Source organism: Verrucomicrobiota bacterium JB022, from assembly GCA_030673845.1.
Taxonomy (GTDB): domain Bacteria; phylum Verrucomicrobiota; class Verrucomicrobiia; order Opitutales; family Oceanipulchritudinaceae; genus WOUP01.
The window spans coordinates 59,085-74,500 of sequence record JAUTCQ010000013.1 but is presented as its reverse complement, the minus strand read 5'-3'; the positions used below and the strand labels follow the sequence as shown (position 1 = coordinate 74,500).

The 15,416-nt window shown below is 65.0% G+C and carries 13 protein-coding genes; 8 read left to right on the top strand and 5 right to left on the bottom strand.

Features of this window, described 5'->3' with window-relative positions:
* Position 1: 1 nt before the first annotated feature.
* The gene (locus Q7P63_09135; protein ID MDP0500248.1) at positions 2-1,522 is read right to left on the bottom strand and encodes a glycosyltransferase; all 1,521 of its coding nucleotides are present in this window, start codon (positions 1,520-1,522) and stop codon (positions 2-4) included.
* 111 nt (positions 1,523-1,633) lie between these two features.
* On the opposite strand from Q7P63_09135, the gene Q7P63_09130 reads away from it, so the two are divergent.
* Positions 1,634-3,487, top strand: coding sequence for a glycosyltransferase family 4 protein (locus Q7P63_09130; GenBank protein MDP0500247.1), 1,854 nt, complete (start codon positions 1,634-1,636; stop codon positions 3,485-3,487).
* A 3-nt stretch (positions 3,488-3,490) separates the two neighbouring features.
* On the opposite strand, the gene Q7P63_09125 is transcribed toward Q7P63_09130, so the two are convergent.
* Complete coding sequence (locus Q7P63_09125; protein ID MDP0500246.1) at positions 3,491-4,861, bottom strand: ABC transporter ATP-binding protein; 1,371 nt, start codon at positions 4,859-4,861, stop codon at positions 3,491-3,493.
* 2 nt (positions 4,862-4,863) lie between these two features.
* Complete coding sequence (locus tag Q7P63_09120) at positions 4,864-5,550, bottom strand: class I SAM-dependent methyltransferase (GenBank protein ID MDP0500245.1); 687 nt, start codon at positions 5,548-5,550, stop codon at positions 4,864-4,866.
* A 124-nt stretch (positions 5,551-5,674) separates the two neighbouring features.
* Between Q7P63_09120 and Q7P63_09115 the strand changes: the two genes are divergently transcribed.
* Positions 5,675-6,751, top strand: a complete 1,077-nt coding sequence (locus Q7P63_09115; protein MDP0500244.1) for a hypothetical protein — start codon at positions 5,675-5,677, stop codon at positions 6,749-6,751.
* A 68-nt stretch (positions 6,752-6,819) separates the two neighbouring features.
* Here Q7P63_09115 and Q7P63_09110 read toward each other — a convergent pair whose 3' ends face one another.
* Together Q7P63_09110 and Q7P63_09105 are read right to left on the bottom strand one after the other, a co-directional pair.
* A complete protein-coding gene (locus Q7P63_09110; protein MDP0500243.1) occupies positions 6,820-7,719 on the bottom strand; it encodes a hypothetical protein in 900 nt (299 codons plus the stop codon).
* A gap of 10 nt (positions 7,720-7,729) precedes the next feature.
* Entirely contained in the window at positions 7,730-8,899 is a 1,170-nt protein-coding gene (locus Q7P63_09105; GenBank protein ID MDP0500242.1) for a glycosyltransferase family 4 protein, read from the bottom strand.
* Between the two features lie 55 nt (positions 8,900-8,954).
* Between Q7P63_09105 and Q7P63_09100 the strand changes: the two genes are divergently transcribed.
* The 6 genes from Q7P63_09100 (at position 8,955) to Q7P63_09075 (ending at position 15,410) form a co-directional block, all read left to right on the top strand.
* The gene (locus tag Q7P63_09100) at positions 8,955-9,761 is read left to right on the top strand and encodes an SDR family NAD(P)-dependent oxidoreductase (protein MDP0500241.1); all 807 of its coding nucleotides are present in this window, start codon (positions 8,955-8,957) and stop codon (positions 9,759-9,761) included.
* Positions 9,758-10,909, top strand: coding sequence for a glycosyltransferase family 4 protein (locus tag Q7P63_09095; GenBank protein ID MDP0500240.1), 1,152 nt, complete (start codon positions 9,758-9,760; stop codon positions 10,907-10,909). The genes Q7P63_09100 and Q7P63_09095 overlap by 4 nt, the downstream gene beginning before the upstream one ends.
* Positions 10,910-10,982: 73 nt before the next feature.
* Positions 10,983-12,326, top strand: a complete 1,344-nt coding sequence (locus Q7P63_09090) for a TolC family protein (protein MDP0500239.1) — start codon at positions 10,983-10,985, stop codon at positions 12,324-12,326.
* Positions 12,323-13,447 carry an efflux RND transporter periplasmic adaptor subunit gene (locus tag Q7P63_09085; GenBank protein MDP0500238.1) on the top strand — a complete coding sequence of 375 codons (1,125 nt, stop codon included), beginning with the start codon at positions 12,323-12,325 and terminating at the stop codon, positions 13,445-13,447. Before Q7P63_09090 ends, Q7P63_09085 begins: the two co-directional genes overlap by 4 nt.
* On the top strand, positions 13,447-14,697 hold the full coding sequence (locus Q7P63_09080) for an ABC transporter permease (GenBank protein MDP0500237.1): 1,251 nt from the start codon (positions 13,447-13,449) through the stop codon (positions 14,695-14,697). The genes Q7P63_09085 and Q7P63_09080 overlap by 1 nt, the downstream gene beginning before the upstream one ends.
* A complete protein-coding gene (locus Q7P63_09075) occupies positions 14,694-15,410 on the top strand; it encodes an ABC transporter ATP-binding protein (GenBank protein ID MDP0500236.1) in 717 nt (238 codons plus the stop codon). The genes Q7P63_09080 and Q7P63_09075 overlap by 4 nt, the downstream gene beginning before the upstream one ends.
* The last annotated feature ends 6 nt before the right edge of the window (positions 15,411-15,416 follow it).

The following is a 15,416-nucleotide window of genomic DNA, read 5'->3' as shown; positions in this document are numbered from 1 at the left end:
TTTACGAACGCGTCTTTTTTTGCCAGCTAAATTCCAGCGGCCCGAGACGTAAGATGACGCGCCGATTGTCAAGACGCTGCTCCAGTGCGCCCAGGCGTTCCCGCTGCTCCTGCACAACTTGTTCGATCGCTACCCGCTGGTGATAGACGCTCGCCTCGGCCTTGTCTGCAATGTCGCCCCGCAGGGTGTCCACCGCTCGCTGCACGGTATCGTGGTCTTCGCGCAAGATCTGGTGGCGCAGGTCTTCTGCCTTGCGGGCGAATTCCTGGATGAGGCTTGCTTGCTGCTCGGCTGCAATGGCTCGTAAAAGCTCTTCCGTGCGGTAATATCCATCTCCGGCTTTGTCGGAAATTTCCTTGGCCAGGAAGTCGCGCACCCGCAGCAGGGCATCGTGATCTTCGTGGCGGACGACGTGACGCAGGTCTTCCGCCTTTGCGTAAAGCTCCTTCAACAGCTGTTGCTGGTGGGCCTCGCTTTGCTCCTGCAGCAAGGCTTCGAGCTTCTGCAGGCGTTCCGACTGGTGGAAAAGGGTGGCCTCGGCCTTGTCGGCGATCTCCTTCGCGAGGAACGACTGGGCGCGCTCAACAGCGCCGTGGTCCTCGTGCTGGATAGCATAGCGCAGGTCCTCGGTCTTCTGGTGCAGCTCCTTGAGGATTTCGCTGCCATTGAAGCCATCCAGCCGGGTGATGATCTGGCGAGTCTCCCACTGCTGGAGCACGAGGTATTGGGCCATCTCGAGCGCGAGGCCAAGGGCGCCTTCGGCAGGAGTGCGGCCAGCGCGCAGGTAGTGGTTCTTGACCTCGTTGAGCTTCAGGGCGTGGTGCTGCTGGGCGGCAGTTACGCTGTTGGCCCATTCGCCCGACTTGTTTTCGCGCCAGTGGTAATAGGCGCGTACCTCCGGCAATACCCCGATCTCGTAGTGCAGGAGGAAGCGGAGGTTGAAGTCGAGATCGCCTGCCACGTCAAACTCCGGGCGATAATCGCCGAGGTTTTCCAACACGGCCCGGCGGTAGAGGAAAGCGATGGGGGGGAAGGGGTTTTCGTAACCGACGCGGAAGAGGTTCACCTCTTTTAGCGGCAGGTAGGGCTCGCGGCGCGTCTCGCTCGCGGTGCCGTCCGGGTCTACGTGCTCCCACACGCGTTCGGTTTGGACGACTACGCCTTGGTAGCGGCTGTCGGCTCCCTTTCGGTCGAGAAAAGCGACCGTGTCTTGCAGGAAGTCCGGATGCCAGGCGTCGTCGTCGTCGTGGATGGCGAGAAATTCGCTCTGGCTGGCCCTGATGCCCGTGTTGGCCGCCGGTTGCATGCCTTTGGAGGCCTCGTGGTGGATCACCTGCAGCCGACCGTCGTAGCGTGCGCGGTAGGGTTCGAGAAAGGCATCCAGCGCGGCGGCGTCTCCACCGTCGTTGACGATGACGTGCTGCCACTCGCGCAGACTTTGGCCCAGCAGGGATTCGATGGCACGCTTCAGCAGGGGCAGGCGGTCACGCGTGCGGGTGATGATGGCGACACGGGCATTCATGGGAGGCTGTTGGGACAGAGCCACATAGCCACAGGGTGATAAAATTGACAACGCGATTTGCGCAAAAGGCCAGACTTGCCCCCGCCACCCCGGCCCCGCCAAGATGCGATCATGCACGTGTGCTTTGTCAGCCGGGAATACCCGCCGAACCCCATGGGCGGTATCGGGACCTACGTCATGAACATGACGCATCTGCTCGCCGAGGCGGGGCATACCGTGACGGTGCTGACCCAGTGGTGCGCGGAGGCGCCGACCAAGGGGCTCGACCAGCCCGCGCTCTCCCACGAGGGTCGATTGCGGGTGCACTACCTGCCGCTGGTGGACGCCAACTGGGCGCTCTACCCGGAGGCGTGGTGTGCGGAGACCGAAGCCTTGGCGTCGCGCGATTTGATCGCGACTTTTGCCTGGGTGGTGGCGGAAGCGCTCGACCAACTCGTCGCACAAGAGCCGATTCAGGTGGTCGAGGCACCCGAGTACGAGGCCCCGGGGCTCATCTGGCAACTGCGCCGCCTCACGTATCCGCACGATCACCCGGCGCGGCGGATCCCGGTGATCACGCACCTCCACTCGCCCAGCCACTCGATCTTTACCCACAACGACGACGTGCTCGACAACCATTGGGTCGAGGCGCGTCGCACACATGAGCACGAGGCGATTGCGCTCGCCGACGCCGTGCTCTCGCCCAGCCGCTTTTTGGCCGAGCAGGTGGCGCAATGGACTCGCCTGACTCGCCAGCGCCTGATCGTGATCCCTTACCCGGTGGGGCCGCTCCTGGAGGTGCCGGGCGACGCCGTGGTGGTGCCGGGGCGCTGCCTCCACGTGGGCCGCGTCGAGCCGCGCAAGGGGGTGTTTGAGTACGTGGAGGCGGCTTGCCGCGTCGCGCGCGATTTCCCGGAGGCGCGTTTCCGCTTTGTCGGTGGCCCGCACGTGCGCCTGGGCCGCGAAGGGGATGGCGAGACGGCCGAGTTGCTGCGGCGCCTGATCCCGGCGGAGTTGCAGGACCGCTTCGAATGGGTGGGCAAGGTGCCGCGTGCGGAGCTGGGTCGCGAATACGCCTCGGCTCAGGTCTGCGTCGTCCCCTCGCGCTGGGACAACTTCCCGAATACCTGCGTGGAGGCGATGGAGGCGGGCCGCCCGGTGCTGGCGAGCGATCAGGGCGGGCAGGCCGAGATGGTGCTGCCGGGGATTACGGGCTGGATTGCGCCGGGAGGCCCTGGAGCGGTCGGTCGAGCCCAGCTGGTCGATAGCCTGGAGCAGGCGCTACGGGAGGCCTTGGCCACGCCTTTGCCAGTGGCGGAGGCGATGGGAGCGGCGGCACGTCGCCGGATCGACGACTTTTGCGACGACGCCGCCGTGGTGCGTGCGCACGAAGATTTTTACGCCACGCTCTGGCAGGCGGCGGAACAGGCCCCGGCGGTCGAGCCGTTGACGGTTGAGGTGCGGCGCGACGCCGGTCTGGCTCTCCTCGATGCGGCCGACGTGATCGGCTGGCTGCCGGAGGGTGTCGAACTGGCGGAAGAGGCGCTGTTGCGCGTCGGCCGGTTCTTTGCGGCGCGCCCGGATGTCGGGTTTGCTACCGTCTGGCGCGAAGGGGGCGACGGCAAGCTGCAGGTGGCCCACCGCGTGGAAGCGGCCAGCCTCGTCCATCCTGCGCAATACCCGGAGTACTGGTTTATCCGACGCTCTGCGTGGGAGAATCTGCCAACCCCGCCGCGCGCGGGCCATTACCTCGACGACCGCCTGCGCGACGTCTGCCTGTGCCTGCTGGAGGCCGGTTGGCAAGGTGCGCAGATTCCGTTGCCGCTGGTGCGCAATGCCGGGGCGCCGCTCGATCTGCCGGTGGCGGGGCGTTTCGGCTTTGGCTCGCGCGAAGACTCTGCCCGTAGCGTGCGGCTCGCCCACCAGGGCGTCATCCGCGAGCACCTCGAGCTGTTTCTGCACGATGGCAGGCGCGAGCGTCCATAAGCCTTACGCCTCCGCCTCGATCACGGCGTCCGAGACTTTCGGCTCGAAGAGGAAGTCGACGAGGCAGGTGGGGTGGGGGTCGCGCTCCGCCACCACCTGGAAGGCCAGGGCGTCGACGATGCGGTGCAGGTAGGTGGTCTCTTCCTCCACGTAGCCTTCGACGCCTGCATTGGTGAAGTAGACGCCGTGGTTGAGCAGCGCGGTGAAGTGAAATTCGACCGTCTTGACGGTGCCCGCAGGGGCGAATTCGAGCCGCTGGAGGTTGGGGAAGCTGCGGCAGCCGCCGAGTTCGCGCCCTTCCTTGGTCTTGATCAGCATGGCGAAGTTCACGTTGCGCGCGTCTTCGGTAAACTCGACGTCGTAGGCAAAGGTGTATTCGCCGCGTCGTTTGATCAGGTTGACTTCGTTGCCGTCTCGGTCGAGCAGGCGGGGGCGGAGAATGCGGGCACCGCGCGAGGGGTAGACCTGCTGGCTTTTGCTCACAAGGCCGGTATCCTGGGTTACGTCCGTGACGAGATCCTTGGGGCCTTCTTCTTCCCGGCGGAGGTTGTCGCGCTTGATCGCTTCGATCAGCTGCGGGCGGGAGGAGTGGGGGCTGTGGATCAGCTTTTCGTAGTATTCGGTTACGATCTTGGCGGGGCCTTCGCAGAGCTTTTCGCCGTGGTAGAGCATCACCGCGCGGTCGCAAAGGTTGAGCACGGCCGAGATGTCGTGCGAGACGAAGAGGATCGTCATGCCCTTTTTGCGCAGTTGCTCGATGCGGCTGAAGCACTTGCGCTGGAAGGCGGCGTCGCCCACCGAAAGTGCCTCGTCGACGATCAGCACATCGGGCTCCACGAGCACCTGCACGGCAAAGGCGAGGCGCATGAGCATGCCCGAGGAATAGGTGCGCACCGGCTGGTCGATAAAGCCCCCGATATCGGCAAACTCTTCGACTTCGCGGAAGCGGGTGCGGACTTCCTTTTTGTTCAGGCCGAGGATCGAGGCGTTGAGGTAGACGTTTTCGCGCCCGGTGAAGTCGGGGTCGAAACCTGAGCCCAGCTCCAGCAGCGCAGCGATACGGCCTGATGTCTCGACCGTGCCTTCGCTCGGCTGCAGGATGCCGCAGATGATCTGCAACAGGGTGCTCTTGCCGGAGCCATTGGGGCCGAGGATGCCGATGCACTCGCCGGGGCGCAACTCGAGGTCGAACTCGCGCAGGGCGGTAAACTGCGGCTTGAGGTGCTGCCCGCGCAGCCGGTCACGCGTCCAGTGGGCCAGACGGCGGATCGGCTGACGATGGGAGGCGGCGGTGGCCTGCGCGATGTCGTAGCGCTTGGAAACGCCGCGCAGGCGGATGCGGCACTCTTCGGATGCCGGTAAGGGCTCGGACATGATCAGGCGCGTTGCCAGTTGACGGCTGGCTCCCGGGGGCCGGTGTATTCTTCGGCCTCGACGATGAAGACGGCGAGCCCGCCGAAGTAGCCGTAGGGCGTTTTCGAGATGGTGTCGCAGGCGTGGGTGTAATGATCGACCTGGCGGGTCCAGTCATTGACCAGGCGCTGGATGGCGGCGGCGACGGGCGGGTGGTAGGCATCGTGGAAGCAGATGATGCCGCCTTTGGCCATCAGGGGCTCGAGCGCCATGCCGTCGCGGTAGACGCCTTCCTCACAGTGGTCGCCGTCGACAAAGGCAAAGTGGAAGGGGGTGGGGATGCCTTTGAGCGCATCGGGGCTGTAACCCGTAATGAGGTCGACCGGGCGACCGGAGCGGCAGACGTCTTCAGCCGTAGGCGTCCATTGCGGCTCCGGGTCGATGCAGTAGAGCTCGTCGCAGGCGCGGCGCATCACATGCATCGTGGTGCCCTTCCAGGTCCCGATCTCGACCCCACGGATGTAGTCGAAATTGAGGGACTGCAGCATACCCCAGAGGAAAACACGCTCGGTCGGCTGGATCAGGCCGTGGGCGGCATCGAGCAGGATGCCGGGCATGGTCTTCTTCGGGCTGTCGGGGGCCACCGTGGCGGAGGCAGTCACCGGCAAGTCAAACGTGTTGCGCTCTATACGGGTATCTTCTGGATTCACGATAAATCTGGGGGCTTGAGAGAAGGGGGGAAATCTGTAATCTGCTGTAATTGGCGTGTCAACGCAAGCTCTCAGCCACCCTCAGTCGACCCACCGTTCCGTATCGGAGGCCACGGTTGTACACGTGTGCCCACCTGCCGAGGTGACGCGTGAGCTGGAGGCTTGGCGCCATTTGGCGGAGCAGCGGGGCGAGGTCTGGCACGAATGGTTGCCGGGCGAGCGTGGCAGCTGGCGGGGCGTCAGCCGGTGGCGCCAACGCCTGGCCAACCTCGCCGAAAGCCTGCGCGGCCCCCGGATCTGGATTTTTCACGACGGCTGGGGCGCGGATTTGCTGCCTCCGGCGGGCGAAGACGACTGGCGCGTGGCTTTGTTGCATGCCCCCTACCCGCAGCTGCGCTTCATCGGCGATTACCTTGCGCGCTACGTCCACGCCTTTGTGTTGCCCGACGAGGCGACCAAGGCCCAGTTGCGGCAGGCGATCCGCTGGTTGCCAGAGCGGCTTTTGCATGTGCAGGCGCTGCCGCTGGTCTGGCGGCCCACCGGCCCGGTGGAAGAGGCCGCCGCGCCGTCGCAAGACGTGATGGGCTTCAACGGCTGGGTCCGACGCCCGCAGCAACGGGTGGAGCGCCTGCTGGTGCTCGTGCGCCTCTTGCGGGAAGCAGGCTGGGCAGGCCGCTTTGAGGTCCTTGGCCAGGGGCCGGACGTGGAGTGGCTGGAGAAGCAGGCGCGCAAGCAGGGGGTGGATTTGCAGATCGTGCCGCCGCCGGCTCGGGATTTTGCCCCCGAAGCGTTGGCCCATTGGCGCTATGCCTGGAGCGTGAGCAGTTTTGAAGCGACGCCGCTGGCCCGCCTGGAAGCCTGGGCGGCGGGTGTCATCCCCATCTACCCGGAAGAGGCGGAGACGCCCCATTCGCCCGCGCTGGCCGATTGCCGCTACCCCTACCACGAGATGGAGGCGGCGGTGCAGGTGTGGCAGGCGCTGGAGCAGCGTTCCGGCTTTGCCTGGCAAGGCCTTGCTGCGGCAGGGCAAGACGTGCTGTGGGAGCACATGGCCGCAGTGCACCAATGGCCGCAGACGCTCGAAGGGATCCTGGGCCAGCGCAAAGCCAACCTCGCGCGCCCGCCCGTGGTCGGTTGGTGGCCGCAAATGCTCTACCAGCAGCGCTACCGCCAACGTCTTTGGGGGCGAGTGGGGGCCTGATCTTTCATGTTTTCCGGCCACAAAAAAGCGGAGCCTTGAGGCTCCGCTTGAAAGTGTGCACGTCATTCCTATCGGCCCGGGGGCGTGTAGCCCGGAGGCCTGCTGACCGGCGGCATCAAACCGCCACTGGGAAGAGGCGGGACGCCAGGAGGGAGGTTGGTATTGCCATTATTCCCGGTATTTCCGTTGTTACCCGAATCGGTCGGCTCACCCGTGGGCGAGTCGCCGGGGTAGCCGCCCGGCGCATCTCCGGGATCATTTGAGCCCACGTTGTCGATCATCTCTTGCGAAGGCGGCTCGGGTACGTAGCTGGGCGGGGGAGGCGGGGTAAAATTGGGCGGGAGCGAGGTTGGGGGGCTGGTCGGGGCAGGTGGGATCACGCGACGCCGGGAAACGCCGCCACTGGAGTCGGCCATGCCGCCGCCACCGCTGCCGGGCCCAAAGCTGCTGCTGCCGTTGCCGTTGATGCCATTGCTTCCGTTGCTGCTGCTATTACCTCCGAACCCGCCGCTGGAGCTGTCTGCGCTGGCGACGTTGCGACTGCGCACGATGTTGTTGCGCTCGGCTACGCGGGCGGCGGCCAATGGGTCGGGCGCGGCACCGGTGGCGTTGGCAATCTTGGCCAAGGCCAGGTGCTGCCCGTTCACGTCGACTTCATACTGCTTTTCGTTGAAGTGGGTGACGCGGAAGGCGGCGCTTTGGTCGTTCATCTTCACCCAAGAGGAGCTGCGATCCAGCTTGTTGTAGATGAGAAAGTAGTGCTCGCCGTTGAGCTCGTAAACGCCTTGGAATTCGAGCTGCGTATTGTTGGCGGCGGGAGCTGGCGCCGTGCGAGTCTCGCTATCGCTCGGCGGTTGGTAGCCGTAGGGGAGGAACGGCGAGTTTTCCGTCAGGTTGCTGGCGGTAAGAGAACCGGCAGCAAGCAGACAGAGCCCCCAAAGAGAGATGTTCAGAGTGCGTGGCATCATCGGGCTTCGATTAGTTAGACCCCATGGGGCGGCCAAAGTTGCAGCATGACGGGACTCGGTCGGAAAACAGAGCCTGGACGTTGCGCGCCCAGCTGAACTGCTCCCGGACCCAGTCGGGCCCTGCTGACCCGAGACGATGACGCAAGGAAGCGTCTTGCGTCAAGCGTTCGAGGGCGGCGGCGAGGGCGTTTGTACTGCCAGGGGGTAGCAACAGCCCGTTGCGGTTATGCGCTACGGCCTCCGGCATCCCGCCGTGGCGGGGGGCGACGACGGGCAGGCTGGCGGCGGCGGCCTCCAGCAAGACGAGGCCCAGGCCCTCGACGCTGGCCCCGTGGGGCTCGCTGGGCAGCACAAACACGTCGGCAGTGGCGTAGTGGCGCGGCAGCTCGGCATCGGGCACCGCGCCCGCGAAGGTCACGCGGATGCCGTGTTGCCGCGCCAGTTGCTCCAGCTCGGCCTTGTAGGCAGGGTCGCGGGCGGGGCCCACCAGCACGTATTCCCACCTGCGGCGCAGGTCGAGCGAGAGCTGCCCGAGGGCCTCGATCACGCGGTGCTGGCCTTTGCGCCGGTGGATGCGCGCCACCGTGAGCAGCTTCAGGCGCGGGCGGTCGCGCCCCTCCGGCGGCAGGGGCTGGAAGCTTTCCAGCGGCGCGCCGGGGATGCGGACGAGGCTGCCCGTGCGGGGTCGATCGTAATGTTGCAGGTAGAGCTGACCGACATAGCTGGAGACGACGCCCACGCGGTCGGCCTGCAAGGTCAACTGGCGCAGCAGGAGGCGCCGGTGGAGCCAGCGCGTGCAGCGGTTGAGCTCCGAGCCGTGGAAGACGACGCTGAGGCGGGCCGGGCGGGGCAGCCCGAGCCAACGGGCGTAGAGCCAGAGGCGCAGCGGCCCGGGGTCGACGAGGCAGACTTGCGCCTGGGCCCAGTCGACCTGCGCGGCGCGTAGAGCCTGACGCAGTTTCCAGCGGTCGCTCCAGTCTTCGGTGCCGGGGATGGGCAGCTCGTGAAGCGTAAAGGGCCAGTCTTGCTCGCGCAGGGCGGAGTGTTGAGGTGCCCAGACGTGGACGTCGTGCCCCGCGTGGGCGGCCGCCTGGGCCAGCCCGAGGGTGTAGGTCGCGATTCCGCCGCGCCGGGGGTAGAATTCATGCGTGAGCAAGTGTACTCCGCGCGGCCAAGACATACAAAATGACTTGTCGCACTTCCCACTGCGACGCAAGTTAGATGTTTCCCCCTCTATGCCCAGTCCTACCCCAGGCCTTGCTGTCGTGACCGGAGCGCGCTCCGGCTTGGGCGCCGCTATCGCGGAAGGCTTGCGGGCATCCGGGTATCACGTGGTGGGCACGAGCCGAAGCGTGGACCCGGCGTGGTCGGGCGAATGGCGGGCGCTGGAGCTGGCCGACCCGGCTTCGGTCGAGCGCTTTCTGGCCGAGAATGTCGACCTCGTCGAGCAGGCGCAGGTGTGGATCAACAGTGCGGGTGCAGGCTGCTGCGGGCCCTTTGCGGACTGGCCGGCCGACTCGGTCCGCGAGCAGTTGGAGGTGTTGCTGGCCGGGCCCATGCGTTTGAGCCATGCGGTTTTTGCCGCGATGAGCCGTAGGCGCAGCGGTTGCCTCGTCAACGTCAGCTCGCTCTCGGTCGAGTTTCCGCTGCCCTACCTGCCGGTGTACAATGCCGCCAAGGCGGGGCTAAGCCAATTATCCCAGTCGCTGCTGCTGGAAGCCCCCGCCGGCGTGTCGGTCATTGACTTCCAGCCCGGAGATTTCCGTACTGCCTTCAACCAGAATATGCGGCGAATCGGCACCAGTGACTCGAGGATGGACCGGGTGTGGCAACACCTGGAGCGGCACCTGCAGGCCGGTCCGCCGGCAGAAGCGGTGGCGGGCGTGCTCTTGCGCGCGATCCAGCGGGGCCACCGTGGGCGGCTGCGGGCGGGCACCTTCTTTCAAACGCGGCTGGCTCCGTTCGGCGCCGGTCTGTTGCCTCCCCGGTTGCGCCGACGCGCACACCTCGCTTACTACGGGGTGAAGGAAATTGGCGCGTGAAAATCGTTGTCTGGCAGGATCATTTGCGTAATGGGGGCACAGAGCGGCAGACGCTCTGGCTGGCCCGCCATTTCCAGGAGCGGCAGCACGCGGTCGAGCTGCTGCTGCACCGCGCTGGTGGGCGGCTCTACGAGCAGGCGGCCGATTCCGGGCTCAAGGTGCGCGTGCTGCAACCTCGTGCCTCGACGAGCGACATGTGGGCTCCCAAGTTGACGCGCTACCTGCAGGAGGTGGGGCCGTGCGTCGTCCTCAGCATGGGGCGGGTGGCCAACCTCTACGCGGGCTGGGTCCAGTTGCGTTGCCCCAAGGCCGTTGTGGTGGGTACGGTGCGGACGGGCAAGGCGCTCTCGCCCCTTTCTTACTGGTCGCTCAAGCGCACCCGCGGCGTCATCGCCAACAGCGAGTGGTGGCGGCAACGGCTGTTGCGGCAGGGCTTTGCGCCCGAGCAGGTGACGACGGTCTACAATTCGCTGCTCTGGCCCGAGGCAAACGACGCGGAGCGCCGACAGCAGGCCCGCGAACAGTTGCGAGCTGCCAATGGGGTGAGCCCCGAGACCTGCGTTTTTCTGAAGGTGGCCGGTTTTCGCCGGGGCAAGCGCCACCGCGACCTGCTGCAGGCGTTTCAAAACCTGCTGCAGCAAAACCCCGGGCTGGATTGCCAGCTGTGGCTGGTGGGCGAGGGGCCGGAGACGCCTTCTTGCCAGCGTTGGGTGCGCCAGCAGCAGATGAGCAAGCAGGTCCGCTTTTTCGGCTACCAGACCAATCCGCAGACCTTTTATGCGGCGGCGGATGTAGCGGTATCGTCTTCGCGGGAAGATTCGTTGCCCAATTTCCTGGTCGAGGCGCAGTCGTCGGCCCTTCCGGCGGTGGCGATCGGTTATCGAGGGGTGGCGGAGACCTTTGTCGAAGGCGAGTCGGGCGTGTTGATCGACCAACGCGATTTGCCGGGCATGGTGGCGGCCTTGCAGCAGCTGGCCCTAGATCCGGAGCTGCGGCGCCGGATGGGCGAGGCGGCGGCGGCGCATGCCAAGGTACGGTTTGCCCCGGTGCCGCAGGCGGATGCCGTCTTGCGTTTTCTGGAAAACCGTGTCGCTTTGTCCGGTGGAAAAGGTTGGCCCCCTCCGCTTCCGCAGCCGGATCTGCCGTAACCATTTCCGCTCTCGCTCGTTTATCCCTTAGAACCCACGCATGCTCGTTTCCCGCTCAACCCTTTTGGCGCTCTTGCCACTGGCTCTCCCGGTGGCGATGTGGGCGCAGGAGTCACCCGAACAGCGTCAAATGGTTGGCGCCAGCGATCCCCGGGCGTTTTTCCCGGAGTATTACTTCCCGGCGCTGCAACCGGTGCTGCTGGCGAGTATCCAGGATTCGCCCGCCGCGATCGTGCAGGGCGCGCGTCTGGAGGAGACCGATGCATTGCTAGACCGCGCCCGGACGGATTACAACTGGCACGTGCAGGCCTACGCCCGCTATGTCGGCGGTTACGAAATCCGCGAAGACATCGACAACCAGACGCGCCAGTATACCTACGGCAACGTGGTCGGCCGTCGCCCGCTCTACCACTGGGGCAAGATCGACGCTCGGGAAGCCCAGGCCGTGGCGCAGAAGACCGCCATGACGGCGGAGGTAAACATGGAGCTGCAGAACCACCTGCTGAGCGTGCGCGAGATCTATTTGCGTGCGCTGGCGGCCCAGGATCGCAAGGCCTTGGCCGACGAGTCGCTCCGCATCGCCAACCGCGCCGTCGACGGGGTTCGCCAGCTCTTTGAAAACGGTCAGGTCTCCGAAGCTCAGTATCTGGAGCTGCAGGTGCAGTTTCAGGAAGCCGAGGAGCGTGTGACCGCCTCCGAGCGCGAGTACACCTACCGCCTCAATCAGCTCGAGCGCGCCTTGGGTCGCGACGATGTGGCGACTTTGCTCGAAGGGGTCGAATTCCCCGAAGTCGAGCCTTGGACCCGCGAGCAGTTGCAGGCTTGGGAGCAGCAGATTCTCGCCGGCAACCTGCTGGGCGACTGGGAGCAGCAGCGCTACGACGCCCTGCAGGAGCAGCAGGAAAAGGAGATTTTTGTGGCCAAGCGCCGCTACCTGCCCGACATCAATCTCGAAGTCGGCATCAATACCGACCGCCTCGACGATATCAACAACGAGGATTCGGTCTTGCGCACCTACGGCTACGGCGGCCTCTCGCTCGACTGGATGATCTGGGACGGCTGGCGTGCGAAGGCGGACCAACGCATCGCCCGCTCTCGCCTCTTGCGCCTCGACCTGGAGGAGCGCATGCGACGCGAGGAAAATGTCCGCCAAGCCAAGGCATTGGTCGAAGAGTTGAATTTCCTGCGCCTGCAGATCGATTCGCGCGAGCGCCGCGCGCAGCTCGTCCATCGCCAGCTCGAGCTGGACGCAGAGCTGGGAGGGCGCTCGGAAATGACCGCCCAAGACCGCCTGCGCCATCAGTTGAGCTACGAAAGCCTGAGGCAGGACGCTCGCGACCTGCGCATCAACTACTTGCTGAGCCTCGCCCGTCTCGGGCTGCTGGCCTTTAACGACCCGATTTTATCCGACTCATGAAGTGGCTTTTACGTCTTGGCCTGCCGTTGCTCTTGATTGTGGCGGTCTGGTTTCTTCTCGGCTATATGTTGCGGCCTTCCGTTTTGGTGGTCGCCGCCGGGCGCGGTACTGCCGTCGATGCCATTACAGGCAACGTGAGCGTGCAGGCACGGTACGACATCAACGTGCGCTCCGAGGCCTACGGCAAGATTATCGGCCAGCCAGTCGACAAGGGTGCGTTTGTCAAGGCGGGCGATGTGCTCTCGCGGCAAGAGACGACCCAGACGGAGCGTAAGCTCGAAGCCTTCCGCGTGCAGTTGAAAGCGGCCCAGGAGGTCGATGCGCTGCCTTTGTCGCAGAAGTTCGACATCGCCAACCTCGAAGAGGCTCTGGAGTCGGCCAAGATTGCGGCCAACGTAGGCCAGCGTTCCACGGTGGAAGTCGAGCGATTGACTCGCGACCTGGAAAAAACGGAAAACCTGGCCGAGCGCAGCAGGATCGAGCAGGAAAAGAACGTGGCCTACCTGCAGGCCCAGATCGCACTGCTGGAGCTTGAGCTGGAGCAGTTGACGGTGACGGCTCCTTACGAGGGCCAGATCGTGGACGTCTTTCGTTATCCGGGAGACCTCGTCCATGGGGCCACCGATCTGATGCGTCTCGTTTCGAATGAGCGCCGGATCAGTATGATCATCTCCGAAGAAGATTTTAATGGCGTGGAGCTGGGCCAACTCGTGCGGGTGCGTCTCGCCAGCAGGCCCAACGAAGAATTTACGGGCGAGGTGAGCTGGATTGCCCCCGTGGCCAATACGGTGGACAAGACGCGGCAAGTCTACGTCCATGTAGATGCGCCGATCGACGTGATGGCGCCCGGCTTGACAGGGGAGGGCTACCTCGTGAAGAACGAGCGGCAAGACACGGTGATCATCCCGCGCCGGGCCTTGATCGGCCACGAAGTCTACGTCGTCAGCCCTTCCGGCAGGGTCGAGATCCGCCAGGTGCAGCCCGGCTTCCTCGGCCTCAACCGGGCGGAGATCGTCGAGGGTGTCCAGGAGGGCGAGCTGGTGATCGTCGAAGGTCAGGCCGACCTGCGCACGGGAGACAAGGTGAACGTCCAGCGCGCCACCGAAGACGAACTCCGTTAATGAAGCTGAACCTGTTCATCGCTTGGCGCCTGCTCTGGGCCAAGAAACGGGCCATGGGCATGAGCCTCGCGGGCATTATCTGCGGGGTCGGCTTTTTTGTGCTGACGCAGGCCCAGACCAGCGGCTTCGAGGAATTTTTTATCCGCACCATCTGGCAGACGCGCGGCCCCCTGCGCGTGCAGGACAAGTACCAGGCGAGCGTGACGGAGTTGGTCGCGCGTGGGACGGACGGCCAAGGCGGCTTTGCCATCCCACTGCGCGAAGGGCGGCAATATGTCCCCGGCGTGCACGACCCGGAGCGTGTGATGGATGCCGTTTGGCAGTTCCACTCTGTGATCGGCGTCTCCGGCGTGCTTTCGGGCAAAGTCACCGCCAGCAGCAGCTTCCGCAGCGAGACGGCGGAGGTGATGGGCGTAAAGATGCGCGACCATGTGACGGTGAGCGGCATCGCCAACCAAGTCCGCTACGGTGATATTTCCACTTTCGACCAGATCCCGCAATCGGCAGTGGTCGGCAGCGTTTTGGCCGAGCGCCTGAGCCTCGACATCGGGAGCGAGCTGATCTTGAAAAACGCAGGTGAGTCTCGGCGTTACCAAGTGGTGGCGATCTTCGAGACTGGCGTGCGCGACTACGACAAAGCCTGGGTCTTTATCCCTCAACGGGAGGCGCGCCAGATCCTGAACAAGATGGATGGGCTGACTTACCTGCAGGTAAACCTGCGCGACAACGACAAGGCGCCTCAAATCGCCGAGCAGATGAAGCACGCCATCTGGCACGATGTGGATAGCTGGCAGGAGAGCGAGCGCGTGTGGCTGGAGGTATTCCGCGCCCTGCGCATTTCGTCGGGCATCACGATGAGCATCATCATCCTCATCGCTGGCCTCGGCATGTTCAACACGCTTGCGATCATCGTGATGGAGCGCCAGCGAGATATCGCGATCCTGCGCTCCATGGGCTACCGCCGCTTCGACATCGCGCAGATCTTCCTGCTGCAGGGCGCAATCGTCTGCGCTGCGGGCACCGTGCTGGGCTGGATCTTTGCCGCCGCGCTGACCTACGGCGTGGAAAACCTGCCCATCCGCATCCGCGGTATCTTTGCGACCGATCACTTTGTGGTGAAGTGGGACCCGATGCACTATGTGTGGGCGGGCGTTGTGACGGTTATTATCGTCCTGGGCGCGGCTTACATTCCGGCCCGCAAGGCGGCCCGCATCGAGCCGGGCGACATCATCCGGGGGACGAGCGCATGAGCGAAACCAAGCCCAACGAACCGATCTTGCGGACCCGCAAGCTCACCCGCTACCTCGGTGAAGGGCCGGGGCGCCAGCTGGTGCTCGACGGGCTCGACCTCGACCTGCAGCCCGGCCAGACCTGCGCCGTGGTGGGGCCGAGCGGTTGCGGCAAGAGCACGTTGCTCTACCTGCTGGGCCTGCTCGACCGCCCCAACGACGGCACGATCCACGTGCGCGGTATCGAGATGGCGGCGGCCAAGGACGAGGAGCGCACGGCTTTCCGCAACGCGCATATCGGCTTCGTCTTCCAGTTCCACTTCCTCCTGCCGGAGTTTACCGCGCTCGAAAACCTCCTGCTGCCGATGCGTAAGCTGAACCGCTGGAGCGAAGACGAGATGCGGGAGCGCGCGAAGGATTTGCTGACCCGCTTTGGCCTGGGCGAGAAGGTGAACCGCTACACGAATCAGCTATCGGGCGGTGAACAGCAGCGGGTGGCCGTGGCGCGAGCTCTGGCCAACGAGCCCGCCCTGATCCTGGCCGACGAGCCGACGGGCAATCTCGACACGCAGAACTCGACCAACGTGATGGGGTTGTTGCAGGAGGCGGCGCACGCTTACGGCCCGGCCATCCTCATCGTGACGCACAACCTCGACCTCGCCCAGCAGTGCGACCGCCTGTTGACGATGCGCGACGGGCGTTTCGAACAGGGCACGGCCGCCGTGGCGCACTAGCGAGTC